Origin of the sequence: Limnohabitans sp., from assembly GCF_044373035.1 — a bacterium.
Taxonomy (GTDB): Bacteria; Pseudomonadota; Gammaproteobacteria; order Burkholderiales; family Burkholderiaceae_C; genus Limnohabitans_A.
Window position 1 is genome coordinate 1 of the sequence record NZ_JBILQU010000014.1, and the last position, 25,983, is coordinate 25,983.

Sequence of the window (25,983 nt, forward strand, 5' to 3'; positions counted from 1 at the left end):
CTCGGGATCAGGCATTTTTGGATGCCATGAGCCACCAAGGAAACGACTTCCAGATCACCACGCCTTTCTGGGAAGAGCTCAACCGCCTCACCGCCGAATACAACAAGGATGGGCAGTTCATCATTTTTCCCGGCTATGAGTGGTCAGGCAACACCGGCCTGGGTGGTGATCGAAATGTGATGTTCCGTGACGAAGGTCGGCAGATCCATCGCTCACACCATGCGCTGGTAGAAGACCTGAGCGACGTCGCTACCGATGCCAACAGCGCTGCAGACCTCTTCACGGCTCTGAAGGACGAAAACGCCGTCGTTTTTGCGCATATTGGTGGGCGCTATGCCGACATCAAGGTGGCGCATGATGGCCGAATCGAGCGATCCGTTGAATTGCATTCAGACTGGGGAACCTTCGAGTGGCTTTTAGAAGATGCGTTTGACCAAGGTTACCGTGTTGGCGTTCTGGCAAATTCAGATGGCCACAAGGGCCGTCACGGTGCAAGCCATCCAGGCGCATCCTTGTTCGGCGCTTATGGTGGACTGTCTTGTTTGCTGGCCAAGGACTTGTCGCGCGATGCGTTGTTTGAAGCTCTTCGACGCCGCCATCACTATGCAAGCACAGGTTGCCGTGTTCACCTGGATACCAGGGTGCGATTCGACTCGCCAGCACAACTTTATGGAGACGATCCCAATTTAGGCGGAAGCGTCATATCCACCGTTCTTGAAGCGCGAATGGGTGACATTCTCCAGTGCGACGACGACAGTGTGACTCTCGAAATTGACGTATCAGCAGGTGCGCCTATAGAACGCATTGAAATCCGCAACAGAACCAGCGTATTTGAAACTTGGCGCCCTTACACTCAGCCGCAATTAGGCCGACGTATCCGCATCATCTGGGAAGGCTCAGAGTACCGTGGCCGTGGTCGTCAAAGTGTGTGGGACGGGACAGCAACGTTTGAGGGCAACAGCATTGAAAGCTTTCAGTCCATCAACCTTTGGAATATCGACAAACCATTGCATAAATCCCAATACAACCAGCTCTCTTGGTCTGCATTAACGACAGGTGGTTTTGGTGGCGCCGACATCTTGCTCAAAGAAGGCACCTCAGGAACGCTGAAGTTTGATACGGGCCTTGTAAAGGCCAACATCAATGTGGCCGACATTGGACTAGAGGACACGGTGCTAAAAACCAGCGGCGGCATCAAACGCCAAGCGCGTGTCTTCCGGATGCCTGAAGAAAACAAGGCTTTCACCGCCAAGTTGTCTCGCCGCATCCCACGCAGCAAAGTTTTTGAAGACGCACTCTACGTTTGCATCACACTCGAAGATGGCAACCTCATCTGGTCCAGTCCCACCTACTTGCTGCGCTAATTCAGCGCATCAGCGAAATTTTCCAACACACCGTTTAAGTCCCTTCCACTCCGCACCCATTGAGAGGTTTGACCATGAAGATGCACCGCGCCACCCTTGCAGTCCTTGCCCTGACGTTCGCAATTTTTCCCTTTTCACAGGTTCATGCGCAAGCTTACCCTGTGCGTCCTATCAAACTGCTGGTGCCTTTGGCAGCGGGTAGCACAGCAGACATTCTTTCTCGCACCATTGGGACAGAACTTGCCATGGCAATGGGTCAACCTGTGGTTATTGATAATAAGCCTGGCGCTGGAGGAACCATTGCAATGGCGGAGCTTGCGCGCGCCACTCCAGACGGCTACACCATCGCGTTTGCTTCTCAAGGCACGTTGGTTTTTAATCTGTCGTTGTATGCCAAACCAGGCTACGACTCTTTGAAGGACTTCTCGCCAATCTTGCACGTAGGTGGCGTGTCAAACGTGATGGTTGTGCCTCCTGATAGCCCTGCCAAAAGTCCCTTTGACATCATTGCTGCAGCCAAAGCCAAGCCTGGAACCATGACCTTCTCGTCCGGTGGCAGCGGAACCAGCCACCACCTCTCTGGCGTTCTTTTTGGGCAGCTGACCGGGACTGATTTGGTCCACGTCCCCTACAAAGGTGCGCCACAAGGTATTTTGGCTGTCATGAGCGGCGAGGTAACCATGGGTTTCTTCAACACCCCCACAGTCATCAATCAAATTAAAGACAACAAACTCAAGGGCTTGGCCGTTACAAGCCTGACCCGGTCGCCGCTGCTACCCACAATGCCCACACTGGATACAAGTGGCGTGAAGGGGTACGAAGTCAACACATGGTTTGGATTCATAGCCCCCGCAAATACCCCGCCTGATGTCGTTTCAAGACTTCACACAGAGATAGGTAAAATTTTGGCTATCCCTGCCATCAGAGACAAGTTGACATCGCAAGGTTTTGAACTTGCACCTTTTACGCCCCCCTCAGGCTTCACCAAGATCATCAGGGAGGATCTAGGCAAGTGGCCCGGAATCATCAAGGCGTCTGGCGCAAAGGTGGACTGAGGTCAATTGCATTTTCCGTCTTTGGCCCCGCTCGCGAGCATACCCTTACCAGGTTTCATTGACACATAGGGCGCGTTGGCTTGGCGTTTGGTTGGAACGAACGACGAGCGTCTACAGGGCTAAACCTTCCCCGGCTCATCTCTTGAGCCCGACTTGTTGACGCCGATTCAATACTGATCAACGGATGGCCAGAGCACTTTTGCCTGGGGAGTGCTTTTTCTCGCGACCATGAAGTTTTTGGACAAGCCTGTTGAACGAAGGCTTGGCTAACTTACCGCAGCCCATCAACGCTTCAACCCCGCATAAAAATTTTCATGCGGCCCGACCGCCAGCAGCATGGCTTCAGTGGGGGCTGTTTTGTGCGGTTGCAGCTCATAGGCCAGCAGAGTTTCTTGGCCGTTCAGTTTGAACTTGTAGACAAAAACACCCGAAAGGTCGCCTTTCTTTTCCTCGCCCAGCTGGGGATTTTGAAGAATGGCCTTGATGGCTTCATCCAGTGTTTTTTTGTCGCGGGCGTGCAGCTTTTTGGCCACCCGGTTGAACGATGGCGAGGCGCTGACTTGCAGCATCAGCCAAACTCATAAGGCGCAGCCAGTCCGGCTTTGACTTCTTCACGCGAGAGCATGGTGTCTTGGATCAGCCTCAAAGGCATGTCCGGGTTGTCGATCACGGCTTTGCCGATGCGTGCCCAGTACTCGATTTGCCTTGGCACAGAGCGGTGCTCTGCGGCGGCGTAGGGTTTGGCGTCTTCGACCAACTCGTCAGACAGTTTCATTGCAACAGCCATGGGGCCTCTCCTTCAGGAGTTGTATTTTGCAACCATTGGTTAATTTATGCAACCTTTTGCGTCCTGCTAAAACGGTTAGTCATCAGCTCTTTCAGGGCACACTTCAATTTAGCGAGCACAACAACATGAAAGACCTGAAAGATGAATCATGTCAATGTTATAGTTGTACTATTTATTGTACAAAGGTTGCCAACATGGACGCCATGACTTACAGCACTGCACGCGCCAATTTGGCAGGTGTGATGAACCGTGTTTGCGAGGACCACGAACCCTTGATCATTACCCGCAATGGTGACCAATCGGTGGTGATGCTCTCGCTCGAAGATTACAAGGCGCTCGAAGAGACAGCCTATCTTTTACGCACGCCTGCCAATGCTCGTCGTCTACTGGCGGCGGTGGGTCAGCTCAATGCGGGGCAGGGCCTGGAACGCGAGTTGGTGAAGTGAAACTCGTTTTTGCCGAGACGGCCTGGGAGGATTACCTCTACTGGCAAAAGCAGGACCGCAAACTGGTCGAGCGCATCAACAAGCTGATCGAGGCCACGGCGCGTGAACCTTATGCTGGCGTAGGCAAACCCGAGCCCTTGAAACATGCGCTTTCGGGCTACTGGTCTCGACGCATCAACGATGAACACCGGATGGTCTATCGGGTCGAGGGCGATCAATTGCAAATTGCCCAATTGAGGTTGCACTACTGAGTTTTAAATCCATTGGCCATTTGACCATTGCGAACACATTAAGATCACTCCCCTATGAACTGGCTCGATCAAATCAAATGGGACGACAAAGGCCTGGTGCCTGTGATCGCCCAAGAAAAAGACACTGGCGACGTGATGATGTTCGCCTGGATGAACCGCGAGGCTTTGCAAAAGACGGCCGAGCTCAAGCGGGCGGTGTATTTCAGCCGTTCGCGCAACAAGCTGTGGTTCAAGGGCGAGGAGTCGGGCCATGTGCAGACGGTGCACGACATCCGCATCGATTGCGACAACGATGTGGTGCTGCTCAAAATCACCCAGCTGGGGCACGAGCCGGGCATTGCCTGCCATACGGGCCGCCACAGTTGCTTTTTCCAGAGCTTGCAGCCCGATGGCTGGCAGGCTGTGGACCCGGTCCTGAAGGACCCTGAAACCATTTACAAGTGAGCGCCCCAAAGCCTATGACCAACCAGGACATCCTTGACCGCCTCGCTGCGGTGGTCGAAAGCCGCAAGATCGCCAACGGCGGTGATCCCGAAAAAAGTTATGTGGCCCGCTTGCTGCACAAAGGGCCTGACGCCTTTTTGAAGAAGATTGGCGAAGAAGCCACCGAGACCGTGATGGCCGCCAAAGACGTAGACCATGGCGGGGACAAAGCCAAGCTGGTGGGCGAGGTGGCCGACCTGTGGTTCCACAGCATGATCGCGCTGGCGCACTATGGCCTCACGCCCGCCGACGTGGTCAACGAGCTGGCCCGCCGCGAAGGCCTGAGCGGCCTGGAAGAAAAAGCCCTGCGCAAAGTGCAAGAGCGTGAGCGTTTGGGCGAATAAACCATGAACAACCAACCCATCGACGACAGCACCCACACCATCAGCTGGGTGAGCTACATCCTGCACCTGATCGTGGCCGTCAGCGCCGTGATCCCAGGGGCGCAGATGGGCCCGGCTTTGTTGGTGGTGGCGCTGATCATCGATTTGGTCAAAAAGGGTGATGTCCCAGGCTGGGAAGCCACGCATTTCAGTTACCGCATCCGCACCGTGATCTGGGCCGCCTTGCTGTACTTGATCACAGCGCCCTTGTGGTTGTTGATGTTTTTCCCCGGATGGTTGGCCTGGGTGGCCGTTTCCATTTGGTTTTTGTACCGCATCGTGCTGGGCATGGTGCGCTTGAACGGGCAGCGCCCGGTGAACGACTGAACCCCTTTATTCAATTCAATCAAGCCATGACCGACGCCAACTGTATTTTCTGCAAAATCATTGCGGGCCAAATCCCTTCGCGCAAAGTGCATGAAGACGAGCACGTGTTCGCCTTCCACGACATTGCGCCCTGGGCGCCCATTCACTTTTTGATCATTCCCAAGCTGCACATCCCTTCGATGGTGCACTTGGCCCCCGAGCATGCGGGCCTCATGGGCCACATGATGACCTTGGCCCCCAAGCTGGCAATGCAGGAGGGGTGCAACCCTTACCCGGACGGCGGTTTCCGCATCGTGGTCAACAACGGGGCCGAGGGGGGCCAGGAAGTGCATCACCTGCACATGCACGTCATGGGCGGTCCTCGGCCATGGTTGCGCGGCTGAAACTCGCGATTGTCATCAAATCCTTGTTTAATCAAGGCAGTTCTTTTTGCGAGGGCTTCAGCCCTTAGAATTCAACCACAACGTTAGGAGAGATTCATGGGTACTTTTTCGATTTGGCACTGGCTGATTGTGCTGTTGATCGTGGTCATGGTGTTCGGCACCAAAAAGCTCAAAAACATGGGTTCTGACCTGGGTGGAGCCGTCAAAGGTTTCAAAGACGGCATGAAAGAGGGTGGCAACAAGCCTGAAGACGGCGCAGCCCCTGTGGCCGGTCAAGTCACCTCTTCGACCACGGCTCAGGCCGAAAAGACCACCATTGATGTTGAAGCCAAGACCAAGTCTTGAACTTTTGAACGACTGAACGCTGCCCTGTGCTGGACTTAAGTTTTTCGAAAATGGCCCTGATCGGGGTGGTGGCCTTGATCGTCATTGGGCCCGAGAAGTTGCCCAAGGTGGCCCGAACGCTCGGGGCTTTGCTGGGCAAAGCGCAGCGGTATGTTTCAGATGTCAAGGCTGAAGTCAACCGGTCCATGGACCTGGAAGAGTTGAAGAAAATGAAAGAAACCATGGAGACGGCGGCTCGCGATGTCGAGCAAACCGTCCAAACCACGGCTTCTGATTTTGAAAAAGACTGGGCCGACACCACGGCGGGGCTGAACAGCGATTTGCCCGCCATCGAGTCTCCGCCGCCCTACTACAAACGTCCCGAGAAAAACTGGCGTCTCAAGCGGGGTGCGATGCCGCAGTGGTACAAAGCGCGTTCTGGGGTGCGCACCAAAGCCTTGTCGGGTGCTGCCCGCGTGGCCCGTTACCGGCCCAAGCCTCTTAATTCCTTTTGATGTTGGCGCGCTTGCTGCGCGCCCGCTAGACTGATCCATTCCATGTCTGAAACCCCTCCCCAGCCCGACGACGAACTCAAAGGTTCAGAGCAACCTTTTGTGGCGCATTTGATCGAGTTGCGAGACAGGTTGATGTGGGCTGTGGCTGCTGTGGCCGTCGCTGCCGCAGCTTTGGCCATTTACCCGGGGCCAGGCAATTTGTACGACATTTTGGCGGCTCCCCTGGTGGTGCATCTGCCCAAAGGTGCCACCTTGATCGCGACGTCGGTGATTTCGCCTTTCATGGTGCCGCTCAAAATTTTGTTGATGGCCGCGTTTCTGATCGCCTTGCCGGTGGTGCTCTACCAGGTATGGGCTTTCGTTGCCCCTGGTTTGTATAGCCATGAGAAAAAGCTGGTCATGCCTTTGGTGGTCTCCAGCACCTTGCTGTTTTTCATCGGGGTGGCTTTTTGTTATTTCTTTGTGTTCGGTCAGGTGTTCAGCTTCATCCAGAGCTTCGCTCCCAAGAGCATCACCGCCGCGCCAGACATTGAGGCTTACTTGAGTTTTGTGCTGTCCATGTTCCTGGCTTTTGGCTTGGCTTTTGAGGTGCCGGTGGCCGTGGTTGTTTTGGCTCGCATGGGTGTGGTCAGTGTGGAAAAACTCAAGGAGTTCAGGGGCTACTTTGTGGTGCTGGCTTTTGTGATTGCCGCTGTGGTCACGCCGCCCGATGTGGTGTCGCAGCTGGCACTGGCCATACCGATGTGCCTGCTCTACGAGCTGGGCATCTGGGCCGCACAAATCTTCATCAAGCACACCAAGGCCCCGGATGCGGATGCGTCTGCCGATGGCAGCTGATGAGTGGTTTTCAGATGCTGAACAAAAAAAGGGCCGCCAGGCCCTTTTTCATGCTTGCCCCAAAGTTTGCATCTCATTCAAGGCGCTTTCCTTTTAGGGGAAGGCCTTTCCGCAGGGGTTAGACGCAAGGACAGTTGGGCTTGTTGACGCCATATGAGCACCTCTGCGGGTTCGCCCGGCTTCAGGCTGGCGACCTGATTGAGCAGCTCTGACACGCTGCCCACTGGTTGCTTGGCCACTTGCAGGATCACGTCCCCGGGACGAACGCCCGCTTTGGCTGCTGGGCCGTTTTGCAAAACGCCGGTGATGACGACACCCTGTCGGCTTTGATCGGAATTCACCTTGGGAAGCTGAAAGCTTTCGGCCAGTTCCGGCGACATGTCTTGCGGTTCAACCCCGATCCAGCCCCGGACGACCTTGCCGTTTTGCAGCAAGTCCTGCATGACTTGTTTGGCCGTCGAGATCGGGATGGCAAAGCCAATGCCCATGCTGCCACCTGAGCGGGAGTAGATGGCGGTGTTGATGCCCATCAGGTGGCCATTCACATCGACCAGCGCCCCGCCGGAGTTGCCAGGGTTGATGGCGGCGTCGGTCTGGATGAAGTTTTCAAAAGTGTTGATGCCCAATTGACTTCGGCCCAAGGCGCTGACGATGCCCGAGGTGACGGTCTGGCCCACACCAAAGGGATTGCCAATGGCCAGCACCACATCGCCCACTTGCAGGTCTTGCAGCTGACCCAAAACGATCACGGGCAGTTTGTCCAGAGGAATTTTCAGCAAGGCCAGATCGGTGTCCGGGTCAGTACCGATCACTTTGGCCCGCGTCTTGCGGCCATCGCTGAGCACCACCTCGATGTTGTCGGCATCTTCGATGACATGGTTGTTGGTCAGGATATGACCCTCTGCACTGACGATCACGCCACTGCCCAGGCCACCCGGGTTCTGCTCTTCCTGTTCGCCGTAGAAGAACTTGAACCAAGGGTCTTGGCCATGTGGGTTTTGGCTTTTGCCTTGGCGGGTATTGATGCTCACCACCGCTGGGGAGGCTTTTTGTGCTGGCCCGCTCAGACTGCCGACGGGCCGATTGCCGCTGACGGCCGGTGGGGCTTGCAGCAAAGTCATGCCGTCCACCGAGCGCTTGGCACCGCGCAGCCATTCGGGCTGGAGCGTGGCCACCACAAACCAGATGGCCAACAAAACGGTCACCCATTGAGAGAATAAAAGCCAATAACGTTTCATGGTTTCAGATTGTGCTTGATTCGGTTGAGCAGCACTTCAAACTGCGCGCATCAACCAGCACAGACGCAAGGACGTGACCTTGTCCGACCTGAGCCACAATGGCGGATCCAAGCCAAGTCAAATCCGTCATTATGACCAATGCCAAAACCCTGGGCCAAGCTTTTGATGCCTTGCTTCAGCCCGAAAAGTTCCGCGATTACGGTCCCAACGGACTGCAAGTCGAAGGAGATCGCGAGGTGCGGCTGCTGGTCAGCGGTGTCACCGCCAGCCGCGCCCTGATCGAAGCGGCCATTGACGTCCAAGCCGACGCCATCGTGGTGCACCACGGCTTGTTCTGGCGCGGTCAAGATGGGCGCATCACGGGCTGGATGCGTGAGCGGCTGCGTTTGCTGCTGGCGCATGGCATTCACTTGTTTGCTTACCACTTGCCGCTGGACGCTCACCCCGAACTGGGCAACAACGCCCAACTGGCCCGTGTGCTCGGCTTGCAGGCCGATGGCCGATTTGGCGAACAAGACCTGGGTTTTCTCGGGACGGGCACACAGACTTGGGCAGGGCCTCAGGCCCTGGCCGAGCATGTGGCCGCCGTGCTGGCGCGCCCGGTGACCTGCGTGGGTGATGCCGATCGGCCTGTTCAACGGGTGGCCTGGTGCACGGGCGGTGCTCAAAGTTACTTCGAGTCGGCCATTGCCCAAGGCGTGGATGCGTTCATCACCGGCGAAATATCCGAGCCGCAAGCCCATCTGGCGCGTGAAACCGGCGTGGCCTTTTTGGCCTGTGGCCACCATGCTACCGAGCGCTATGGCGCACCCGCCTTGGGCGCGCATGTGGCGCAGGCGCTGGGCATTGCGCACCGTTTCATCGAGATCGACAACCCGGCCTGATGCCGCCCTTTTGCGCCATGAACCTGTCTGACCTGACCCGCCCCATCGCCATCACCCCCGGTGACCCCTGCGGCATTGGCCCTGAAATCATCGCCCGGGCCTGGTGCATTGCGCCTGAACTCACCCAGGGCTGCTTTGTGGCGGGCGATGTGGGCCTGATGCGCCGCGCCATGGCCTTGGTCCAGCCGTCAGTGCGCTACCCGGTTTGTGAAATTGAAACACCCGCGCAAGCCCTTCAAATCCCCCCGAGGTGTCTGCCCGTACTGCAAGTGGTGCCGGTGGCACCCGAGATGCCTTGGGGCCAAGTTGATGGCCGAGCCGGTCAGTTGGCGGGCGAGGCCGTGCTGTGGGCCACGCGAGCGGCCTTGCGAGGCGAGGTGGCCGCGCTGGTCACTGCCCCTTTGCACAAAGAGGCCTTGCACGCTGCAGGCGCACCCTACGACCAATACCCGGGCCACACCGAGTTGCTGCAGGCCGAGGCGGCAAGGCATGCGGGGGTGACGCTCACGCAAATGCCCGTGCGCATGATGCTGGCCAACGACGAGTTGCGCACGGTGCTGGTCAGCATCCATGTGTCCTTGCGCGAGGCGCTTGACGCCATCACCGTGGACCGGGTTTTGGAGACTTTGCGCATCACCCACACGGCTGTTTCAGCTTTGCTGGGCCGCAGGCCACGCATCTCGGTGGCGGGTGTCAATCCGCACGCGGGCGAGGGCGGCTTGTTTGGGCGGGAAGAAATCGAGATCTTGCAGCCCGCCATGTCGCAAGCCCGCCAAGAGGGAATGGATGTGCATGGACCCTACGCCCCCGATACGGTGTTCATGCGGGCTCGCCAAAAACCGGGTGTTCAACGGGAATTTGATGTGGTGGTGGCCATGTACCACGACCAGGGCTTGATCCCCGTGAAGTACCTGGGGGTGGAACAGGGGGTGAATGTGACTTTGGGCCTGCCCTTGATCAGGACCAGCCCGGACCACGGCACGGCCATGGACGTGGCGGGGCAGGGCAGGGCCGACGCCAGCAGCATGGTTCAGGCCATTCGGATGGCGCGTCAGCTGGTGGCGGGCAAGGCCCATGGCGACGCTTGAGTCCGGAAGTTTCAGGCCTTGGTTTTCAGACTGTCGCGGATTTCACGCAGCAGCAACACGTCTTCAGGCGGGATGGGAGCGGCCTCTAGTGCGGCTGTGGCTGGCTCACTGGCTTTGAGGCGGTTGATCTGGCGTACCATCACAAAAATCACAAAAGCCAAAATAAAGAAGTTCAAGGCCACCGTGACGAAACTGCCGTAGGCAAAAACAGCGCCCAGCTTTTTGGCCTCTACCAAGGGCAAACTGGCCGCCTGACCGGCCATAGGCAGGTAGTAATTGGCGAAATCAAGGCCTCCGAACACCAGACTCACAAACGGCATGATCAGATCGGCCACCAAGGAATCGACGATTTTGCCAAAGGCCGCCCCGATGATCACGCCCACCGCCAGGTCCATGACGTTGCCCTTCAGCGCAAAAGATTTGAATTCTTGAGAGAATGACATCTTAAATCTCCAAAATTAACAAGGTGATGGTTATTGTGCCCCAGTCAGAAGGAAGCTTATCGGGTTGTAAGTCGGTAGCTTGTTTCACTCCGCTACAATCTCGGGTTGACCCTGATAACGACTCGCCAAGAGGATTTCCATGAGTGACACCCCAGTCGACAGCAGCAAGCGGACCTGGCTGATTGCCTCCACTTGCGCAGGTGCCGTAGGCGCTGGCTTTGTGGCCACCCCCTTCGTCAGCAGTTTCCAACCATCCGAGCGGGCCAAAGCGGCCGGTGCGGCCGTCGAGGTGGACATTTCCGCCTTGAATCCGGGCGAAAAGCTCACGGTCGAATGGCGCGGCAAACCCGTGTGGATCATGAAGCGCTCGCCTGAGCAGCTCGAATCCTTGAAAAAAATCGAAGGCCAACTGGCCGATCCTGCCTCGGACCGCACCGCTTATCCCACGCCCGAATACGCTAAAAACGGCCATCGCTCGATCAAGCCCGAAATCATGGTGGCTGTGGGCATTTGCACCCACTTGGGTTGCTCGCCAGGTGACAAGTTCGCCGCAGGTCCTCAGCCTTCACTGCCTGACGACTGGAATGGCGGCTTTCTGTGCGCCTGCCATGGCTCCACCTTTGACCTGGCCGGCCGCGTGTTCAAGAACAAGCCTGCACCCGATAACCTCGAAGTGCCGCCCCACATGTACCTGTCTGACACCAAGTTGATCATTGGTGAAGACAAGAAGGCTTGATGGAGAACAACATGGCTCAATTCAAAGAAATTTCTCCGAACGCCCCCGCTGGCGAAAAGCTGCTCAACTGGGTAGACAACCGCTTTCCCTTGTCCAAGCTGTACAAGGACCATCTGTCCGAGTATTACGCGTCCAAAAACCTGAACATTTGGTACGTTTTCGGCGCTCTGTCGCTCTTGGTTTTGGTGATCCAGATCGTGACCGGCATCTTTTTGACCATGCACTACAAGCCGGACGCAGCACTGGCTTTCGCTTCGGTCGAATACATCATGCGCGATGTGTCTTGGGGCTGGTTGATCCGTTACATGCACTCGACAGGCGCCTCTGCGTTCTTCGTTGTGGTGTACCTGCACATGTTCCGGGGTTTGATCTACGGCTCGTACCGCAAGCCGCGCGAACTGGTTTGGATCTTCGGCTGCGCCATTTTCTTGGTGCTGATGGCCGAGGCTTTCATGGGTTACCTCCTGCCTTGGGGCCAGATGTCTTACTGGGGCGCTCAGGTGATCGTGAACTTGTTCTCGGCCATTCCCGTGATTGGCCCTGATTTGGCTTTGCTGATCCGCGGCGACTTCGTGGTGGGCGATGCCACCTTGAACCGCTTCTTCAGTTTTCACGTGATTGCCATGCCATTGGTGCTCTTGGGTTTGGTGGTGGCACACATCATTGCCCTGCACGAAGTTGGTTCTAACAATCCTGACGGCATCGAAATCAAAGCGCCTGATGCGCCTAAAGACGCCAAAGGCAACCCTTTGGACGGTATCCCATTTCACCCCTATTACACCGTCCATGACATTTTGTCTGTGAGTGTGTTTTTGATGGCTTTCACGGCGATTGTGTTTTTTGCGCCTGAGATGGGCGGCTATTTTCTTGAATACAACAACTTCATTCCAGCCGATCCATTGACCACGCCTTTGCACATTGCACCCGTTTGGTACTTTACGCCCTACTATTCCATGCTGCGCGCCATCACCAACGAGATGATGTTTGTGTTGGTGGCTTGCGTGATCATCGGTTCCGTGCTGGCTGTGGCCAAGGGCAAACTGCCCACATTTCTCAAAGCTGGTGTGGTGGGTGCTGCGGTATTGATTTGTGCCCTGATGCTGTCCATTGACGCCAAGTTCTGGGGTGTGGTGGTCATGGGCGGTGCTGTGATCATCATGTTTTTCTTGCCATGGCTCGATTACAGCCCTGTCAAGTCGATTCGCTATCGACCAGGCTGGCACAAGTACATTTACGCCGCCTTTGTCTTTATGTTCATTGTTCTCGGCTACCTGGGTGTTAAGGCACCCGGTGTCTGGGGCATCATCGCTGGACAAGACATCGCAGAACGTGTTTCACAGCTATTTACATTGGGCTATTTCGGTTTCTTCCTCTTGATGCCTTGGTGGAGCAAGCTGGGCACATTCAAGCAAGTGCCTGACCGCGTGATCTTCACGCCTCACTGAGACCCCGGAGAGTCAAGAACATGAAAAACCTCAAGAAACTTGCATTGGGCTTTGTGATGGCCCTTGGCCTTATCTCTGGAGCCCACGCCGCTGGTGGTGGCATCGCCTGGGACAAGGCCCCCCACAAAACCAACGACTTGGCGGCTTTGCAAAACGGTGCCAAGTTGTTCGTCAACTATTGTCTCAATTGCCACTCTGCGGCTTACATGCGCTACAACCGCCTGAAAGACATCGGTTTGACCGATCAGCAGATCAAGGACAACCTGATGTTCGCCACCGACCGTGTTGGCGACAACATGAAAGTGGCTTTGGACCCTGTGTTGGCCAAAGACTGGTTTGGCAAGAACCCACCCGACTTGACGTTGATGGCCCGATCGCGTTCAGGGCCTGGCGGCACAGGTGCAGACTACCTCTACACCTATTTGCGCACGTATCACCGTGATTCGACCAAACCCACAGGTTGGAATAACTTGGCAATGCCCAACGTGGGTATGCCCAATCCGCTGTGGGAATTGCAAGGCGAGCGTGAGCCCGTTTATGTGGAAAAAGAAGAGCATGGTCACAAAGTCCAAATCTTCTCTGGCTGGAAGCAAGTCAAGCCCGGCACCATGACGCCTTTGGAATACGATCAAGCCATTGGTGATTTGGTCGGATACATGCAATGGATGGCCGAGCCAGGGCAGAACTCCCGTGTGCGCATTGGTGTATGGGTTTTGATTTTCTTGTCCTTCTTCACCTTCATTGCTTGGCGTTTGAATGCGGCATACTGGAAAGACATCAAGTAACTGATCTTTCACCCGGCCATTCAGCCGGGTCCTTTGGAGTGGCAGGTCTTTGGGCCTCCCACTCTTTTTGATTTTTTGAGGAGCCTCCACCATGATGGTGCTTTATTCCGGAACGACTTGCCCTTTTTCACACCGCTGCCGCTTTGTGCTGTTTGAAAAAGGCATGGACTTCGAGATCCGCGATGTGGACTTGTACAACAAGCAAGAAGACATCAACGTGATGAACCCCTACGGTCAAGTGCCGATTTTGGTTGAGCGCGACCTGATCCTGTACGAGTCGAACATCATCAACGAGTACATCGACGAGCGCTTTCCGCATCCCCAGTTGATGCCCGGTGACCCGGTGGACCGCGCCCGGGTGCGTTTGTTCTTGCTCAACTTCGAAAAAGAACTGTTCACCCATGTGCTCACCTTGGAAAACCGCGCCCTCAAAGGCAACGACAAGGCGCTGGAAAAAGCCCGCTCGCACATCCGCGACCGCCTGACCCAGTTGGCCCCGGTGTTCCTGAAAAACAAGTTCATGCTGGGAGACAATTTTTCCATGCTGGATGTGGCCATTGCCCCTTTGTTGTGGCGTCTGGACTACTACGGTATCGAACTCAGCAAAAATGCAGCCCCTTTGCTCAAGTACGCTGAGCGCATTTTTTCGCGTCCTGCCTACATCGAGGCGCTGACACCTTCTGAAAAGGTCATGCGCAAATAAAGCCGGGTGTTTTCGGGTCAATAATGGCGATGAAGGACAACGCATGATCAGCAATACCGAACTGCCGTCAACCAGGCCTTACCTGATTCGCGCCTTGTACGACTGGTGTTCCGAAAACGGCTTCACACCCTATGTGGCGGTGAAGGTGGACAACTCGGTTCAGGTGCCGCGTGAGTATGTGCAAGGGGGCGAGATCGTGCTGAACGTCAGCATGGACGCGACCAGTTCATTGAAGCTGGGCAACGACTTCATCGAGTTCAAAGCCCGCTTTGGTGGCAAGCCGCGTGAAATCATGGTGCCTATCCACCGGGTCATGGCCATCTACGCTCGCGAAAACGGACAGGGCATGGCTTTTCCCGTGAGCGATGAGCAAGCGCCTCCTGCCGCTTTGTCCTCGGTCGATGGTCCTTCGCTTGCAAGTGCCGACAGCGAAGACAAGCCCGCAGCACCCAGCCCCGGTAGACCTGCACTCAAGCGGATCAAATAAAAAATTGAGGTCCTGCGCAAAGTCGGCCTCGGAGCACGTTAAAATTCAGCCCGTGCCGCTTTAGCTCAGTTGGTAGAGCACCCGCCTTGTAAGCGGTAGGTCGTCAGTTCGAATCCGACAAGCGGCACCAAAACTTCAGCCCTGACCTTCAAAAGTCAGGGCTTTTTTGTGTCCAAAATTTGCAGCCAAAACGGTGGGGCCTCAGCGGTTTTGCACCTTGATGCGGATCGAAGACACCCCCAGACCTTGGACATTGAGATGCGCTTGTAAGGCGGGCAGCAATTGACGCAGTTTGGCGGCCACGGCGTTCGAGCTCACCAGCAGACACCAGGCGCCATCTTCAATGGGTCCGGCCTGGATCCCGGCTCGCAAAGGCACAGGCAGCAAACTGCGAATGGCTTGCAGGCGCTCGGACGAATCGCGCACCCGTCCCATCAACAGTGAAAAGGTGGGGGACTCTTGAGCGGCTTGTTGCAGGGGAATGGCTTGGTGGCGTCTTTGCATGGCTTGTCTTAGGACTCGATTATCTGGCAAGGCGTGAATCCTCGGCACAGTGCCCTGAAAAGGCTTTCGAGGAGGGCTGGTCAAGCGGCTAAAATCATCAGGTTGTGCAGTTCGCCCATGGGCGGCCTGTCGGGTTGATGGGGACTTTTGCCCTGCAAGCCCGGATTTCATAAAACTTTTAACCAGACAGGATAGACGGTCTGTTTTTCAGCCTCTGTGCTGAATGTGGATCTAAATGACATGGCCATCCCATTCCTCACCAAGATTTTCGGCAGTCGCAACGACCGCCTGCTCAAAACTTACCGCAAAACCGTCGAGCGCATCAATGCCATGGAGGCTGGACTCGAAAGCCTGAGCGACGATGAGCTGAGGGCCAAAACGCAAAATTTCCGCGATCGTGCTGCCGCTGGTGAGAGTCTGGATGCCATGTTGCCCGAGGCTTTTGCTGTGGTGCGTGAGGGCTCCAAGCGGGTCATGAAGATGCGCCACTTCGATGTGCAGCTTGCCGGTGGCATCGCTCTGCACAACGGCAAGATTGCCGAGATGGGCACGGGCGAGGGCAAAACCCTGACATCCACGCTGCCGGCCTACCTCAACGCCATCGCAGGCAAGGGCGTGCATGTGGTCACGGTGAACGATTACTTGGCCAGCCGTGACGCCACATGGATGGGCAAGCTCTACAACTTCCTGGGGCTCAAGGTGGGCATCAATTTGCCGCAACTGCCGCGAGAAGACAAGCAAGCCGCTTACAACGCTGACATCACCTACGGCACGAACAACGAATACGGTTTCGATTACTTGCGCGACAACATGGTCCACGAAGCCCATGACCGTGTGCAGCGCCCGCTCAACTACGCCATCGTGGACGAGGTCGACTCGATTCTGATCGACGAGGCCCGTACGCCCTTGATCATCAGTGGTCAGGCGGAAGACCACACGGCCACTTACCTGGCAATGAACCAGGTCGTGCCGCTGCTCACCCGCCAAGAAGGCGAGGCCGACCCTCGCACGGGCGAGGGCATCATCACGCCCGGCGACTTCACGGTCGATGAAAAATCGCACCAGGTCTTCTTGACCGAAGACGGCCATGAAAAAGCCGAAACGGTGCTCGCGCAAATGGGACTGATCCCAGCAGGCACGAGCCTGTACGACCCGGCCAACATCACGCTGATGCACCACTTGAGCGCTGCTCTGCGTGCTCGACACCTTTACCACCGCGATCAGCACTATGTGGTGCAGGACGGCGAGATCATCATCGTCGACGAATTCACCGGCCGTCTGATGACGGGCCGCCGCTGGAGTGATGGTTTGCACCAGGCGGTGGAAGCCAAAGAGGGCGTGCAAATCCAGGCCGAAAACCAGACGCTGGCCTCCATCACCTTCCAGAACTATTTCCGCTTGTACAGCAAGATCGGTGGCATGACGGGCACGGCCGACACCGAGGCTTATGAGTTCCAGGAAATCTATGGTCTGGAGACCATGGTGATTCCGCCGCACCGCAAGAGCCAACGCGAAGACCAGCTGGACCGGGTGTACAAAACTTCACAAGAGCGTTACACCGCGGCCATTGCGGACATCCGAGAATGCTTTGAGCGTGGCCAGCCGGTGCTGGTGGGCACCACTTCGATTGAAAACTCGGAGCTGATTGCGCAACTGCTGACGCAGCAAAAGCTGCCACACCAGGTGCTCAACGCCAAACAGCACGCCCGCGAGGCGGACATTGTGGCCCAGGCCGGACGACCCGGCATGATCACGATCGCCACCAACATGGCTGGTCGTGGCACCGACATTGTGCTCGGCGGAAACATTGAAAAAGACGTTCAGGCCATTGAAGAAGATGCGAACCTGCCAGAGGGGGTCCGCCATGAAAAAGTGACCCAGCTGCGTCAGGAGTGGAAGGCCGTGCATGAGCAGGTCAAGTCCTTGGGCGGTTTGCGCATCATCGCCACTGAGCGGCATGAGTCGCGCCGCATCGACAACCAGCTGCGCGGCCGTTCGGGCCGCCAAGGCGACCCCGGTTCTTCACGCTTTTACCTGAGCCTGGACGACCCGTTGATGCGCATTTTTGCGGGTGACCGTGTGCGCTCCATCATGGACCGGCTGAAGATGCCCGAGGGCGAGGCGATCGAAGCGGGAATCGTCACCCGCAGCATCGAAAGTGCCCAGCGCAAGGTGGAAGCCCGTAACTTCGACATCCGCAAGCAGCTGCTGGAATACGACGACGTGTCCAATGACCAGCGCAAGGTGATTTACCAGCAGCGCAACGACATTCTGGATGCGCAAGACATGCACGCCCAGATCACGGCCCTGCGTGAAGGGAGCTTCACCGATCTGGTGCGCCAGTTTGTACCGGTCGAATCGGTCGAAGAGCAATGGGATCTGCCGGGTCTGGAAAAAGTGTTGGCTGAAGAGTGGGGCATGACGCTGGACTTGCAAGGCAAGGTGCAGGCATCGAGTGCCATTTCGGACGACGACCTGCTGGAGACGGTCGTGGCTGCTGCCCATGCACAGTTTCAGGCCAAGCTCGACCAAGTGGGGGCCGAGAGTTTCGTGTCCTTTGAACGCATGATTTTGTTGCAGAGCATTGACACCCACTGGCGCGAACACTTGAGCGCTTTGGATTACCTGCGCCAGGGCATTCACCTGAGGGGCTATGCGCAAAAGCAACCCAAGCAGGAATACAAGCGCGAAGCCTTTGAGTTGTTTGGCCAGTTGCTCGACGCCGTGAAAAACGAAGTCACCAAGACCTTGATGATGGTGCGCATCGAATCGGGCGACCAAATTCAGCAAGCTGCGCAAGCCATTGAGGAGCGGGCTGAGCAGATCAGCAATGTGACCTACACCGCACCGGATGAAACAGGCCAGCCACAAGTGCAGGCAGCAGCAGGTGGCCTGGCCGATTTGGCCAGCACCTGGGGCCAGGTCGGGCGCAACGAGCCTTGCCCTTGTGGTAGTGGCAAAAAATTCAAACACTGCCACGGCAAACTGGCCTGAAAAGGCTGGACGAATGAAACGGGCTTCGGCCCGTTTTGTCCTTGTGCCGTCTGACTACCGATTGTTTTCCTGAAGGATGTTTATGCCCGTGAATTTGCCCCCTCTGGATCCCGCCCAACTCCAGCCCATCGCGGGCGTGCGCATCGGCATCGCCGAAGCAGGCGTACGCAAAGCCAACCGCAAAGACCTCACCGTGTTTTTGCTGGACGAGGGCGCCAGTGTGGCAGGCGTGTTCACCCGCAACCGTTTTTGCGCCGCCCCTGTGCAGGTTTGCCGCGAGCACTTGGCCGTTGGCAGCGCGGTGCGCGCCTTGGTCGTCAACACCGGCAATGCCAATGCCGGCACGGGTGCGCCGGGCTTGGCCCATGCCCGCCAGACCTGTGAAGCCTTGGCCGGTTTGCTGCACTGCACGCCCGCGCAAGTGCTGCCTTTTTCGACCGGCGTGATCATGGAGCCGCTGCCAGTGGGCCGCATCGTGGCGGGCCTGCCTGCTGCACTGGCAGACGCGCAAGCCGCTCACTGGGCCAAGGCCGCAGAAGGCATCATGACCACCGACACCGTGCCCAAAGCGGCCAGTGTCCAGGTGCATGTGGGTGGCAAAACCGTCAGCATCACCGGCATCAGCAAAGGTGCGGGCATGATCCGCCCCAACATGGCCACCATGCTGGGTTTTGTGGCCACCGATGCCTGCATTGACCCCGCATTGCTGCCCGCATTGGCCAAGCAACTGACCGATGGTTCGTTCAACCGCATCACCATCGACGGCGACACCTCGACCAACGATTCCTTCATGTTGATCGCCACGCACAAGGCGGCGCATGCCCCCATCACCTCGCTGGACAGCGCCGATGGTCAGGCCTTGCTTGAGGGCCTGATGCAAGTGGCCCGCCAGCTGGCCCACGCCATCGTGCGCGATGGCGAGGGCGCCACCAAGTTCATCACCGTGCAGGTCGAAGGCGGCCGCACGGGCCAAGAGTGCCGCCAGGTGGCTTATGCGATCGCGCATTCGCCCTTGGTCAAAACCGCTTTTTTTGCCAGCGACCCCAACCTGGGCCGCATCCTGGCCGCCGTGGGTTATGCGGGCATCGAGGATTTGGACCAAGGCCTGATCGAGCTGCACCTGGACGACGTGCATGTGGTCTCGCAAGGCGGACGCCGCGCCGAGTACCGCGAAGAAGACGGTCAGCGTGTGATGAAGGGCAGCGAGATCACCGTGCGCGTTGGCCTGGGCCGCGGCGCCGCCAGCGACACCGTCTGGACCTGCGACCTGAGCCACGATTACGTCACCATCAACGCGGATTACCGTTCATGAATTCTCCTGCTTCCTCAGCCCTTGACCAACTGCTGGCCAAAGTCAGCCAGTTGGTGGACCGCATCGAGTCGGTCTTGCCCCAACCCCTGTCGGCCCCCGACTGGACGCAAGCCATTGCCTGGCGCTACCGCAAGCGTTCTTCAGGCCATGGCGTGATGGAGCCGGTGCGCCATGTGGCGGCCATGACGCTCGATGACCTCAAGGAAATCGACGACCAAAAAGAAAAGCTGCAACGCAACACCGAGCAGTTTGTGCATGGCCATCCGGCCAACAATGTGCTGCTCACGGGCGCACGCGGCACCGGCAAATCCTCGCTCATCAAGGCGTGCCTGAACACCTATGCACCGCAAGGCTTGCGCCTGATCGAGGTGGACAAGGAAGACCTGACCGATTTGCCCGACATCATCGAGGTGGTATCCGGGCGGGATGAAAAGTTCATTGTGTACTGCGACGACCTGAGCTTTGAAGACGGTGAGCCGGGCTACAAGGCGCTCAAGTCCATTTTGGACGGCACTGTGGCTGCCTCGACCCCCAACGTGCTGGTGTACGCGACCAGCAACCGCCGCCACCTCTTGCCCGAGTACATGAGCGAGAACCTCACCTACAAGCACACCGACGACGGCGAAGTGCACCCGGGTGAAGGCGTGGAAGAGAAAATTTCCCTGTCCGAGCGCTTTGGCCTATGGATCAGTTTCTACCCTTTCTCACAGGACGAGTACCTGACCATCGCAGGCCAATGGCTCAGCGCCCTGGGAGCCACACCCGCGCAAATCGAGGCCGCTCGCCCCGATGCGTTGCTCTGGGCTTTGGAACGCGGTTCGCGCAGTGGCCGTGTGGCATACCAATTTGCCCGCGACATGATGGGTCGCCAATCGGATCGCGCATGAGCACAGGCCTGCTGGTCGCAGACGGTGAGCGTGTACGGCAAGACCTGGCAAAGGGCCAGGCCGAGCGCGCCGTCGTCGATGTGGCCGTGGGTGTTTTGCTCCAAGCCGATGGCCAGTTTTTGCTGACCTCGCGCCCCGAAGGCAAGGTGTACGCAGGCTATTGGGAATTCCCTGGCGGCAAACTGGAAGCGGGCGAGTCGGTTGAGCAAGCTTTGCGTCGCGAGTTGCAAGAAGAGCTGGGCATCACGATCGGGCCAGCGCAAGTTTGGAAAACCCAGATGGTCGACTACCCCCACGCCCTGGTGCGCTTGCACTTTTGCAAGGTGTGGGCGTGGCAGGGCGAGTTGCAAATGCGCGAAGCGCAATCACACGCTTGGCAGTCCCTGCCCGTGGCGGTTGTGCCGGTATTGCCGGGCACCATCCCCGTGTTGGCTTGGCTGGCCGAAGAGCGGCAATTCAAAAACCACACACACGTGGGCGCACGCACCTAGTCATCACGTCACTGCAGACGGGGGTCGCCAAAAGTCTCGTCAGGCGGGGTCTCGTCGGGCAGTTTGAATTCTTCGCTGGCCCAGGCCCCCAAGTCCACGCCTTTGCAGCGGGCGCTGCAAAACGGGCGGTAAGGATTGCTGGGGCTGTACACGCTGGTGCCAGCGCAGGCCGGGCAACGCACTTGGCGTGGTTTGAAAGATTCAGGCGGGTTCACGACGCTTATGCGCACAAGGTCATCTCGAACGGCACGTCATCGGTCGTGGCCACCAATTTGCCATCGCTTTGTTGGCGCATCATGCGAATCACCACCAGCAAGCGATTGCAACTGATCTCGGGCGTCAAGCCCAAAGAGGGGTCGATCTTCAGGCGCAGCAGCTGAAAGCTTCGTCCTTGGGGCAGGTTTTGTTGCAACTGACCTGAAGTGGCCATGACTTTTTGGCTGGAGCCTGATTCGCGCAGCATTTGCAACAACTGTTCAATGGCTTGAGCCCAAGGTGCAAAAGGCAAAATCCATTGTTGCAAATCACGGGTACGGCTGCTGGCATCATGGTGCTGCCAAGCGTGATAAGCGGGCAAGTCAAATTCGCAAGTGCCCCCCGGGATGGCCACACGGCTTCTGAGGGCCATCAGGAAATCATGCTCCATTAAGTTTTGTCCCATTTTCCCGGCCACATGGTTGAGGGCTTCAAAGAGGTGATCGAGTTGAGCAATCAACCCGTCCAGCGCTTTTTCGGAAATAGCGGGATTTCCCCTGTACGCGCTATAAACTTGCTTTTGTCGCTCGAGGTCTTTGAGCACCTCAGCCTTGAGTTCAGATCGGCCCCCCACCTCCATGATTTCAAACAGGGTGATCAAGGCGAAATGGTGGTCCAGAGCCTGATCGCGCCCGACCAGTTCACCCATGCGGGAAAACAACTGCTGCAGTCGCAAATAGGTGCGGATGCGTTCATTAAATGGGTATTCGTACAGTATCACGCGGCATTTTCCAGTCCCGCCATCATAGCCCGAAGTCGGCGGCAAGCTGAGCCACCCGGGCGTCTAAATCATCAAAACTAAGACCTTGATTGACAAAAACGGCATCGGCGCAGGCCAGGCGTTGTGAACGCGAGGCTTGTTGAACCATGATGCGCTCGACTTCTTCGCTGGCCAGGCCACTGCGTGCCAGGACCCTTTGCTTTTGGGTCTCGGTGTCGCAGTCCACCACGATCACGCGGTCCACTTGTTTGCGCCAACGCTCACCCGATTCCACCAGCAAGGGCACATCAAACACCAAGACACGGTGACCATTTTGCACAGCCGCTTGCGCTTGCTCCGCCGTGATCTGGCTGACCAGAGGGTGGACGATCTGTTCGAGCTGGCGTTTGGCTTTTGGGTCACGGAAGATGCGCTCGCGCATGGCCTGGCGGTCCATGGCACCATCCGGACTGAGCATCGCTGCACCGAAGGTGTGCGCGATGTCTGCCATGGCCCTGCCGCCCGGTGCCGTGAGGCTGCGTGAAATGGCATCGGCGTCGATGATGGCCGCGCCGCGCCGCGCCAAAAAGCCCGCCACGGTGCTTTTGCCGCTGCCAATGCCGCCGGTCAGGCCAATGCGCCAGGTGCGTTGTGTCATGGACGTTCAGATCAAAAACCAGGGCAGGGGACCCAAGGTCATGACCCACAAACCTGCCAACACCAAAAAAGGCCCGAAAGCCAGTTGGCCATTGTCGTCCAATTGATCCCGAAACTTGAGCCAGAGGCCACCGAGCGCCCCGGAAAAAGAGGCGATCAAGATCAAGGACAACAGTGCGGGCCAACCCAGCCAGGCCCCCAAAGCGGCGAGCAGCTTGAAGTCGCCCTGACCCATGCCTTCCTTGCCGGTCACGGCTTTGAACAGCCAGTACACCGTCCACAAAAACAAGTAGCCTGCAGCAGCTCCCCAGAGGGCTTCGTTCAGGCCAATGCCCGTCAATCCCAAACTGGCACCCAGCAGACCCGCCCACACCAGGGGTTGGGTGATGGCGTCGGGCAGCAAGCGCGTGTCGGCATCGATGGCGGCCAGCGCCACCAAGGCGGCTGCAAATCCCGCCCATGCGAGCGCCTGAAGACCCAAGCCGTGTTCGGCCGCTGCCCACATGAACAGACCGCAAGTGATCAGTTCGATGGCCGGATATCGCCAACCAATGGGGACCTGGCAGTGGGCGCATCGGCCGCGCAGTCGAAGGAAGCTCAGCAGCGGAATGTTCTCGTGCCAAGCCAAGTCGTGCTGGCAGTGGGGGCAGTGCGAGCGGGGCACTGCCAGATTGAAGTGGGGCGCATCTGGCGGGGCATCGCCCAGCGGGACATCCCACTGCGCTTGCAGCATGAGCGGCAGGCGGTGGATCACCACGTTCAGGAAACTGCCGATCATCAAACCCAGTAAAGCCGCCAGGCCGAATGCCAAAACGCTGTCGTTCATGTCAAAAAACCTGCCCCAAACTGAATATCGGTAAGTACATGGCCACCAAGATGGCCCCAATGAAGCCGCCGAGCACCACAATGATCAGCGGCTCCAGCAAACTGCTCAGCCCATTGACCTGGTCGTCGAGCTCGCTTTCCATCAGGACACCCGCCCTGCCCAGCAAGCTGTCCAAGGCCCCGGTTTCTTCACCTGTGGCGCACAACTGCACGATCATCGCCGGAAAACGACCGTTTTGGGCCATGCTCTCGCTCAAACTGTGGCCCTGCACCACCCGGCGCTGGATTTGCAATGTGATGCGCGCAAAAACTGCATGATCGCATGCTTGGGCTGTGGGCCCTAAGGCTTCGGTCAAAGGTACACCCGCAGCCAGTAAGGCCGAAAGGGTCTGCGCCCAACGCGCCACCACCGACGTGGTCAGCAGCGGCCCGAGCACGGGCCAGTGCAGCCACCAACGGGCCAGCCATTGCCGCACACGGCTGGCTGCCGGGCTGCTTTGTTGTCCTGCCCACAGCAGCAACACGCCCAAGGGCAGGGCCGCTGGCCAGGCCCGCACCAGCGCGTTGCTCATGCCGACCACCACTTGCGTGGCCAAGGGCAATTCGGCCCCAAAGGACTGGAACACGTCCTGAAAAACCGGCACCACCAGCACCAGGATCAGCACCAAAATGACCAAGGCCACGGCCATCACGGCGATGGGGTACATCAAGGCCGAACGAATTTTGGAGCGCATCGCTTCGTTTTTTTCCAGCGTCAAGGACAGCCGCTCCATCATCGAGTCCAGAATCCCGGCGGCTTCGCCCGCTTGCACCATGTGCACATAGAGGCCGCTGAAATGTTTCGGGTGCTTGGCCAAGGCGTCGTGCAAGGCCACGCCGGCTTCCACATCGCTGCGCACATATTGCATCACGGCCACCAGGCTTTTGGCGCTCATGCTGCGGCACAACATGCCCAAGGCCTGCACAACCGGTACGCCAGCCCGCAGCATGGCCGCCCATTGGCGCGTCATGACGGACAAGTCTTTGGCTTTGACGGTGTCCGGTGGCGACCACCACAGGCGCTGAACCTGCACTTGTTGTAGCCCCTGCCTGCGCAGCTGTACCCGGACCAAGTCGGCGTTCAGGGCCTGAATTTGGCCGCTTTGGGCATGGCCTTGTCGGTCACGACCACGCCAGCGAAATGCCTTGGTGGCGCGGGCAGACGGCGGGGCGCTCATGTGCTTTCCCGCGTGGCGGCCAGCACTTCGTCCAGCGAAGTGATGCCTTGCAGCACTTTGCGCAAGCCCGCCAGGCGCAAGCTGCTCACCCCTTCGCTTCGGGCTTGGCGCGCCATATCTTGTATCCCGGCTTCTTGCAAGACCAGTTGCTGCATCTCGGCGCTCACGGGCATGACCTGAAAAATTCCGGTTCGTCCGGCAAATCCTTTGTGGCATTGCGGGCAGCCCACGGGCTCAAACACAGGCGCGGGGTCTGCGACGCCCAGATTGAGCGGCCACCCTGCTTTGTGCCAAATCGCGGCGGGCACGCTGGCCGCGCGTTTGCAGTGAGTGCACAGGCAGCGCACCAGGCGTTGCGCTGTGATCAGGCTCACACTGGCAGCGATGTTGTAGGGGGCTGTGCCCATGTTGCGCAAGCGCACCAGGGTGGCCGGGGCGTCGTTGGTGTGCAGGGTCGAGAGCACGAGGTGCCCGGTTTGCGCCGCCTGGATGGCGATGTTGGCGGTCTCCAGATCACGCACTTCGCCCACCATCAAAATATCCGGGTCTTGGCGCAAAAAAGCACGCAAGGCCACGGCAAAGCTCAGGCCGGGTTTGTCCTGCACATTGACCTGATTGATGCCCTCGAGCTGGATTTCACAGGGGTCTTCCACCGTGGCGATGTTCACCTCGGGCGTGTTCAGCAGGTTCAGACAGGCGTATAAGGATTGCGTCTTGCCCGAACCGGTGGGGCCTGTCACCAGCACCAAGCCGTGCGGTGCGCGGATGGCGGCCAGCAAGCGCTCGAGGTCTTCGGGTTCGTAGCCCAGAAGGCCCAAGTCCAGTTGAGACTGAGCGGAGTCCAGCACCCGAATCACCAGTTTTTCACCAAACAAGGTGGGCAAGGTGCTGACACGCAAGTCCAACTCCCGCCCTTGGGCCAATGGCAGTTTCATGCGGCCGTCTTGCGGCAGGCGTTTCTCGGCAATGTCCAGGCGTGACATCACCTTGATGCGCGATGCCAACCGGTCCTTCAGGACCATGTGCGGTGAGGCCACCTCGCGCAGTTCGCCATCGATGCGCATGCGTACCCGGTACTGGTGTTCATAAGGCTCAAAGTGCAGGTCAGAGGCTTTCAGCGCCACCGCCTCTTCCAATAGCTTTTGAACGTAGCTGACCACTGGGGCATCATCGTGCC

At 57.8% G+C, this 25,983-nt stretch carries 32 protein-coding genes, 1 tRNA gene and 1 pseudogene; 23 read left to right on the forward strand and 11 right to left on the reverse strand.

Annotated features, from left to right (window positions below; all coding sequences use genetic code 11):
* Positions 1-1,364: DUF3604 domain-containing protein (locus tag ACIQ47_RS03925; RefSeq protein WP_396436940.1), on the forward strand; the 1,364-nt coding region annotated here is incomplete at its 5' end.
* A 74-nt stretch (positions 1,365-1,438) separates the two neighbouring features.
* Complete coding sequence (locus tag ACIQ47_RS03930) at positions 1,439-2,419, forward strand: Bug family tripartite tricarboxylate transporter substrate binding protein (RefSeq protein WP_396436941.1); 981 nt, start codon at positions 1,439-1,441, stop codon at positions 2,417-2,419.
* Between the two features lie 284 nt (positions 2,420-2,703).
* On the opposite strand, the gene ACIQ47_RS03935 is transcribed toward ACIQ47_RS03930, so the two are convergent.
* Together ACIQ47_RS03935 and ACIQ47_RS03940 are read right to left on the reverse strand one after the other, a co-directional pair.
* Positions 2,704-2,988: a type II toxin-antitoxin system RelE/ParE family toxin gene (locus tag ACIQ47_RS03935; RefSeq protein ID WP_396436942.1), complete on the reverse strand. Its 285-nt coding sequence runs from the start codon at positions 2,986-2,988 to the stop codon at positions 2,704-2,706.
* On the reverse strand, positions 2,988-3,206 hold the full coding sequence (locus tag ACIQ47_RS03940; protein WP_100173640.1) for a hypothetical protein: 219 nt from the start codon (positions 3,204-3,206) through the stop codon (positions 2,988-2,990). Before ACIQ47_RS03940 ends, ACIQ47_RS03935 begins: the two co-directional genes overlap by 1 nt.
* 125 nt (positions 3,207-3,331) lie before the next feature.
* On the opposite strand from ACIQ47_RS03940, the gene ACIQ47_RS03945 reads away from it, so the two are divergent.
* The 9 genes from ACIQ47_RS03945 to tatC all read left to right on the forward strand — a co-directional run bounded on the left by ACIQ47_RS03945 (position 3,332) and on the right by tatC (position 7,155).
* Positions 3,332-3,652, forward strand: coding sequence for a type II toxin-antitoxin system Phd/YefM family antitoxin (locus ACIQ47_RS03945; RefSeq protein WP_396436943.1), 321 nt, complete (start codon positions 3,332-3,334; stop codon positions 3,650-3,652).
* A complete protein-coding gene (locus tag ACIQ47_RS03950; RefSeq protein ID WP_396436944.1) occupies positions 3,649-3,903 on the forward strand; it encodes a Txe/YoeB family addiction module toxin in 255 nt (84 codons plus the stop codon). Before ACIQ47_RS03945 ends, ACIQ47_RS03950 begins: the two co-directional genes overlap by 4 nt.
* A 54-nt stretch (positions 3,904-3,957) precedes the next feature.
* Positions 3,958-4,347, forward strand: a complete 390-nt coding sequence (hisI, locus tag ACIQ47_RS03955; RefSeq protein WP_396436945.1) for a phosphoribosyl-AMP cyclohydrolase — start codon at positions 3,958-3,960, stop codon at positions 4,345-4,347.
* 14 nt (positions 4,348-4,361) lie between these two features.
* Positions 4,362-4,730 carry a phosphoribosyl-ATP diphosphatase gene (locus ACIQ47_RS03960; protein ID WP_295520687.1) on the forward strand — a complete coding sequence of 123 codons (369 nt, stop codon included), beginning with the start codon at positions 4,362-4,364 and terminating at the stop codon, positions 4,728-4,730.
* Positions 4,731-4,733: 3 nt separating this feature from the next.
* Entirely contained in the window at positions 4,734-5,096 is a 363-nt protein-coding gene (locus ACIQ47_RS03965; RefSeq protein WP_396436946.1) for a DUF4870 family protein, read from the forward strand.
* Positions 5,097-5,122: 26 nt separating this feature from the next.
* Complete coding sequence (locus tag ACIQ47_RS03970) at positions 5,123-5,479, forward strand: histidine triad nucleotide-binding protein (RefSeq protein ID WP_396436947.1); 357 nt, start codon at positions 5,123-5,125, stop codon at positions 5,477-5,479.
* 96 nt (positions 5,480-5,575) lie between these two features.
* Positions 5,576-5,824, forward strand: coding sequence for a Sec-independent protein translocase subunit TatA (gene tatA, locus ACIQ47_RS03975; protein ID WP_396436948.1), 249 nt, complete (start codon positions 5,576-5,578; stop codon positions 5,822-5,824).
* Positions 5,825-5,850: 26 nt separating this feature from the next.
* Positions 5,851-6,318 (forward strand): Sec-independent protein translocase protein TatB, encoded by a 468-nt coding sequence (tatB, locus tag ACIQ47_RS03980; RefSeq protein WP_396436949.1) that lies wholly within the window; start codon positions 5,851-5,853, stop codon positions 6,316-6,318.
* A 42-nt stretch (positions 6,319-6,360) separates the two neighbouring features.
* Complete coding sequence (gene tatC / locus ACIQ47_RS03985; RefSeq protein WP_396436950.1) at positions 6,361-7,155, forward strand: twin-arginine translocase subunit TatC; 795 nt, start codon at positions 6,361-6,363, stop codon at positions 7,153-7,155.
* A 77-nt stretch (positions 7,156-7,232) separates the two neighbouring features.
* Here the strand turns inward: tatC and ACIQ47_RS03990 are convergent, their stop codons facing one another.
* Entirely contained in the window at positions 7,233-8,393 is a 1,161-nt protein-coding gene (locus ACIQ47_RS03990) for a S1C family serine protease (protein ID WP_396436951.1), read from the reverse strand.
* A gap of 131 nt (positions 8,394-8,524) precedes the next feature.
* On the opposite strand from ACIQ47_RS03990, the gene ACIQ47_RS03995 reads away from it, so the two are divergent.
* Positions 8,525-9,277: a Nif3-like dinuclear metal center hexameric protein gene (locus tag ACIQ47_RS03995; protein ID WP_396436952.1), complete on the forward strand. Its 753-nt coding sequence runs from the start codon at positions 8,525-8,527 to the stop codon at positions 9,275-9,277.
* A gap of 17 nt (positions 9,278-9,294) precedes the next feature.
* The gene (gene pdxA, locus ACIQ47_RS04000) at positions 9,295-10,365 is read left to right on the forward strand and encodes a 4-hydroxythreonine-4-phosphate dehydrogenase PdxA (RefSeq protein WP_396436953.1); all 1,071 of its coding nucleotides are present in this window, start codon (positions 9,295-9,297) and stop codon (positions 10,363-10,365) included.
* Between the two features lie 11 nt (positions 10,366-10,376).
* Here pdxA and mscL read toward each other — a convergent pair whose 3' ends face one another.
* Complete coding sequence (gene mscL / locus ACIQ47_RS04005; protein WP_396436954.1) at positions 10,377-10,808, reverse strand: large conductance mechanosensitive channel protein MscL; 432 nt, start codon at positions 10,806-10,808, stop codon at positions 10,377-10,379.
* 139 nt (positions 10,809-10,947) lie between these two features.
* Here mscL and petA point away from each other — a divergent pair, with 139 nt between their 5' ends.
* The 6 genes from petA (at position 10,948) to ACIQ47_RS04035 (ending at position 15,094) form a co-directional block, all read left to right on the forward strand.
* Positions 10,948-11,544, forward strand: a complete 597-nt coding sequence (gene petA / locus ACIQ47_RS04010; RefSeq protein WP_396436955.1) for a ubiquinol-cytochrome c reductase iron-sulfur subunit — start codon at positions 10,948-10,950, stop codon at positions 11,542-11,544.
* 11 nt (positions 11,545-11,555) lie between these two features.
* Entirely contained in the window at positions 11,556-12,989 is a 1,434-nt protein-coding gene (locus tag ACIQ47_RS04015) for a cytochrome bc complex cytochrome b subunit (RefSeq protein WP_396436956.1), read from the forward strand.
* A 20-nt stretch (positions 12,990-13,009) separates the two neighbouring features.
* Complete coding sequence (locus tag ACIQ47_RS04020; protein ID WP_396436957.1) at positions 13,010-13,774, forward strand: cytochrome c1; 765 nt, start codon at positions 13,010-13,012, stop codon at positions 13,772-13,774.
* 91 nt (positions 13,775-13,865) lie between these two features.
* Entirely contained in the window at positions 13,866-14,477 is a 612-nt protein-coding gene (locus ACIQ47_RS04025; RefSeq protein WP_062406307.1) for a glutathione S-transferase N-terminal domain-containing protein, read from the forward strand.
* A gap of 43 nt (positions 14,478-14,520) precedes the next feature.
* Positions 14,521-14,964, forward strand: coding sequence for a ClpXP protease specificity-enhancing factor (locus ACIQ47_RS04030; protein ID WP_396436958.1), 444 nt, complete (start codon positions 14,521-14,523; stop codon positions 14,962-14,964).
* A gap of 54 nt (positions 14,965-15,018) precedes the next feature.
* Positions 15,019-15,094: transfer RNA gene (locus ACIQ47_RS04035), tRNA-Thr, on the forward strand.
* Positions 15,095-15,165: 71 nt separating this feature from the next.
* Here the strand turns inward: ACIQ47_RS04035 and ACIQ47_RS04040 are convergent.
* Complete coding sequence (locus ACIQ47_RS04040) at positions 15,166-15,468, reverse strand: hypothetical protein (RefSeq protein WP_396436959.1); 303 nt, start codon at positions 15,466-15,468, stop codon at positions 15,166-15,168.
* Between the two features lie 240 nt (positions 15,469-15,708).
* Here ACIQ47_RS04040 and secA point away from each other — a divergent pair, with 240 nt between their 5' ends.
* From secA to ACIQ47_RS04060, 4 genes are all read left to right on the forward strand, one after another.
* Positions 15,709-18,462: a preprotein translocase subunit SecA gene (gene secA, locus ACIQ47_RS04045; RefSeq protein WP_396436960.1), complete on the forward strand. Its 2,754-nt coding sequence runs from the start codon at positions 15,709-15,711 to the stop codon at positions 18,460-18,462.
* 82 nt (positions 18,463-18,544) lie between these two features.
* A complete protein-coding gene (gene argJ / locus ACIQ47_RS04050; RefSeq protein WP_396436961.1) occupies positions 18,545-19,774 on the forward strand; it encodes a bifunctional glutamate N-acetyltransferase/amino-acid acetyltransferase ArgJ in 1,230 nt (409 codons plus the stop codon).
* The gene (locus tag ACIQ47_RS04055; RefSeq protein ID WP_396436962.1) at positions 19,771-20,661 is read left to right on the forward strand and encodes an ATP-binding protein; all 891 of its coding nucleotides are present in this window, start codon (positions 19,771-19,773) and stop codon (positions 20,659-20,661) included. Before argJ ends, ACIQ47_RS04055 begins: the two co-directional genes overlap by 4 nt.
* On the forward strand, positions 20,658-21,152 hold the full coding sequence (locus ACIQ47_RS04060; protein ID WP_396436963.1) for an NUDIX domain-containing protein: 495 nt from the start codon (positions 20,658-20,660) through the stop codon (positions 21,150-21,152). The genes ACIQ47_RS04055 and ACIQ47_RS04060 overlap by 4 nt, the downstream gene beginning before the upstream one ends.
* A gap of 8 nt (positions 21,153-21,160) precedes the next feature.
* Here the strand turns inward: ACIQ47_RS04060 and ACIQ47_RS04065 are convergent, their stop codons facing one another.
* The 6 genes and pseudogenes from ACIQ47_RS04065 to ACIQ47_RS04090 all read right to left on the reverse strand — a co-directional run.
* Positions 21,161-21,367, reverse strand: a complete 207-nt coding sequence (locus ACIQ47_RS04065) for a DNA gyrase inhibitor YacG (RefSeq protein ID WP_396436964.1) — start codon at positions 21,365-21,367, stop codon at positions 21,161-21,163.
* Between the two features lie 5 nt (positions 21,368-21,372).
* On the reverse strand, positions 21,373-22,128 hold the full coding sequence (gene zapD / locus ACIQ47_RS04070) for a cell division protein ZapD (protein WP_396436965.1): 756 nt from the start codon (positions 22,126-22,128) through the stop codon (positions 21,373-21,375).
* A gap of 22 nt (positions 22,129-22,150) precedes the next feature.
* A complete protein-coding gene (coaE, locus tag ACIQ47_RS04075) occupies positions 22,151-22,765 on the reverse strand; it encodes a dephospho-CoA kinase (RefSeq protein WP_396436966.1) in 615 nt (204 codons plus the stop codon).
* A 6-nt stretch (positions 22,766-22,771) separates the two neighbouring features.
* On the reverse strand, positions 22,772-23,590 hold the full coding sequence (locus ACIQ47_RS04080) for a prepilin peptidase (protein ID WP_396436967.1): 819 nt from the start codon (positions 23,588-23,590) through the stop codon (positions 22,772-22,774).
* 1 nt (position 23,591) lies between these two features.
* The gene (locus ACIQ47_RS04085) at positions 23,592-24,806 is read right to left on the reverse strand and encodes a type II secretion system F family protein (RefSeq protein ID WP_396436968.1); all 1,215 of its coding nucleotides are present in this window, start codon (positions 24,804-24,806) and stop codon (positions 23,592-23,594) included.
* Positions 24,803-25,978, reverse strand: a pseudogene (locus ACIQ47_RS04090) (GspE/PulE family protein); the annotation flags it as partial. The gene ACIQ47_RS04085 and the pseudogene ACIQ47_RS04090, both read right to left, overlap by 4 nt.
* Positions 25,979-25,983 lie beyond the last annotated feature (5 nt).

What these genes read in the sequence shown, in the direction of transcription:
- ACIQ47_RS03930 (WP_396436941.1), top strand. Translation starts at nt 1,439, where the DNA reads ATGAAGATGCACCGCGCCACCCTTGCAGTCCTTGCCCTGACGTTCGCA.
- ACIQ47_RS03935 (WP_396436942.1), bottom strand. Translation starts at nt 2,988, where the DNA reads ATGCTGCAAGTCAGCGCCTCGCCATCGTTCAACCGGGTGGCCAAAAAG.
- ACIQ47_RS03940 (WP_100173640.1), bottom strand. Translation starts at nt 3,206, where the DNA reads ATGGCTGTTGCAATGAAACTGTCTGACGAGTTGGTCGAAGACGCCAAA.
- ACIQ47_RS03945 (WP_396436943.1), top strand. Translation starts at nt 3,332, where the DNA reads ATGAAAGACCTGAAAGATGAATCATGTCAATGTTATAGTTGTACTATT.
- hisI (WP_396436945.1), top strand. Translation starts at nt 3,958, where the DNA reads ATGAACTGGCTCGATCAAATCAAATGGGACGACAAAGGCCTGGTGCCT.
- ACIQ47_RS03960 (WP_295520687.1), top strand. Translation starts at nt 4,362, where the DNA reads ATGACCAACCAGGACATCCTTGACCGCCTCGCTGCGGTGGTCGAAAGC.
- ACIQ47_RS03965 (WP_396436946.1), top strand. Translation starts at nt 4,734, where the DNA reads ATGAACAACCAACCCATCGACGACAGCACCCACACCATCAGCTGGGTG.
- ACIQ47_RS03970 (WP_396436947.1), top strand. Translation starts at nt 5,123, where the DNA reads ATGACCGACGCCAACTGTATTTTCTGCAAAATCATTGCGGGCCAAATC.
- tatA (WP_396436948.1), top strand. Translation starts at nt 5,576, where the DNA reads ATGGGTACTTTTTCGATTTGGCACTGGCTGATTGTGCTGTTGATCGTG.
- tatC (WP_396436950.1), top strand. Translation starts at nt 6,361, where the DNA reads ATGTCTGAAACCCCTCCCCAGCCCGACGACGAACTCAAAGGTTCAGAG.
- ACIQ47_RS03990 (WP_396436951.1), bottom strand. Translation starts at nt 8,393, where the DNA reads ATGAAACGTTATTGGCTTTTATTCTCTCAATGGGTGACCGTTTTGTTG.
- ACIQ47_RS03995 (WP_396436952.1), top strand. Translation starts at nt 8,525, where the DNA reads ATGACCAATGCCAAAACCCTGGGCCAAGCTTTTGATGCCTTGCTTCAG.
- pdxA (WP_396436953.1), top strand. Translation starts at nt 9,295, where the DNA reads ATGAACCTGTCTGACCTGACCCGCCCCATCGCCATCACCCCCGGTGAC.
- mscL (WP_396436954.1), bottom strand. Translation starts at nt 10,808, where the DNA reads ATGTCATTCTCTCAAGAATTCAAATCTTTTGCGCTGAAGGGCAACGTC.
- petA (WP_396436955.1), top strand. Translation starts at nt 10,948, where the DNA reads ATGAGTGACACCCCAGTCGACAGCAGCAAGCGGACCTGGCTGATTGCC.
- ACIQ47_RS04015 (WP_396436956.1), top strand. Translation starts at nt 11,556, where the DNA reads ATGGCTCAATTCAAAGAAATTTCTCCGAACGCCCCCGCTGGCGAAAAG.
- ACIQ47_RS04020 (WP_396436957.1), top strand. Translation starts at nt 13,010, where the DNA reads ATGAAAAACCTCAAGAAACTTGCATTGGGCTTTGTGATGGCCCTTGGC.
- ACIQ47_RS04025 (WP_062406307.1), top strand. Translation starts at nt 13,866, where the DNA reads ATGATGGTGCTTTATTCCGGAACGACTTGCCCTTTTTCACACCGCTGC.
- ACIQ47_RS04030 (WP_396436958.1), top strand. Translation starts at nt 14,521, where the DNA reads ATGATCAGCAATACCGAACTGCCGTCAACCAGGCCTTACCTGATTCGC.
- ACIQ47_RS04040 (WP_396436959.1), bottom strand. Translation starts at nt 15,468, where the DNA reads ATGCAAAGACGCCACCAAGCCATTCCCCTGCAACAAGCCGCTCAAGAG.
- secA (WP_396436960.1), top strand. Translation starts at nt 15,709, where the DNA reads ATGGCCATCCCATTCCTCACCAAGATTTTCGGCAGTCGCAACGACCGC.
- argJ (WP_396436961.1), top strand. Translation starts at nt 18,545, where the DNA reads ATGCCCGTGAATTTGCCCCCTCTGGATCCCGCCCAACTCCAGCCCATC.
- ACIQ47_RS04055 (WP_396436962.1), top strand. Translation starts at nt 19,771, where the DNA reads ATGAATTCTCCTGCTTCCTCAGCCCTTGACCAACTGCTGGCCAAAGTC.
- ACIQ47_RS04060 (WP_396436963.1), top strand. Translation starts at nt 20,658, where the DNA reads ATGAGCACAGGCCTGCTGGTCGCAGACGGTGAGCGTGTACGGCAAGAC.
- coaE (WP_396436966.1), bottom strand. Translation starts at nt 22,765, where the DNA reads ATGACACAACGCACCTGGCGCATTGGCCTGACCGGCGGCATTGGCAGC.
- ACIQ47_RS04080 (WP_396436967.1), bottom strand. Translation starts at nt 23,590, where the DNA reads ATGAACGACAGCGTTTTGGCATTCGGCCTGGCGGCTTTACTGGGTTTG.
- ACIQ47_RS04085 (WP_396436968.1), bottom strand. Translation starts at nt 24,806, where the DNA reads ATGAGCGCCCCGCCGTCTGCCCGCGCCACCAAGGCATTTCGCTGGCGT.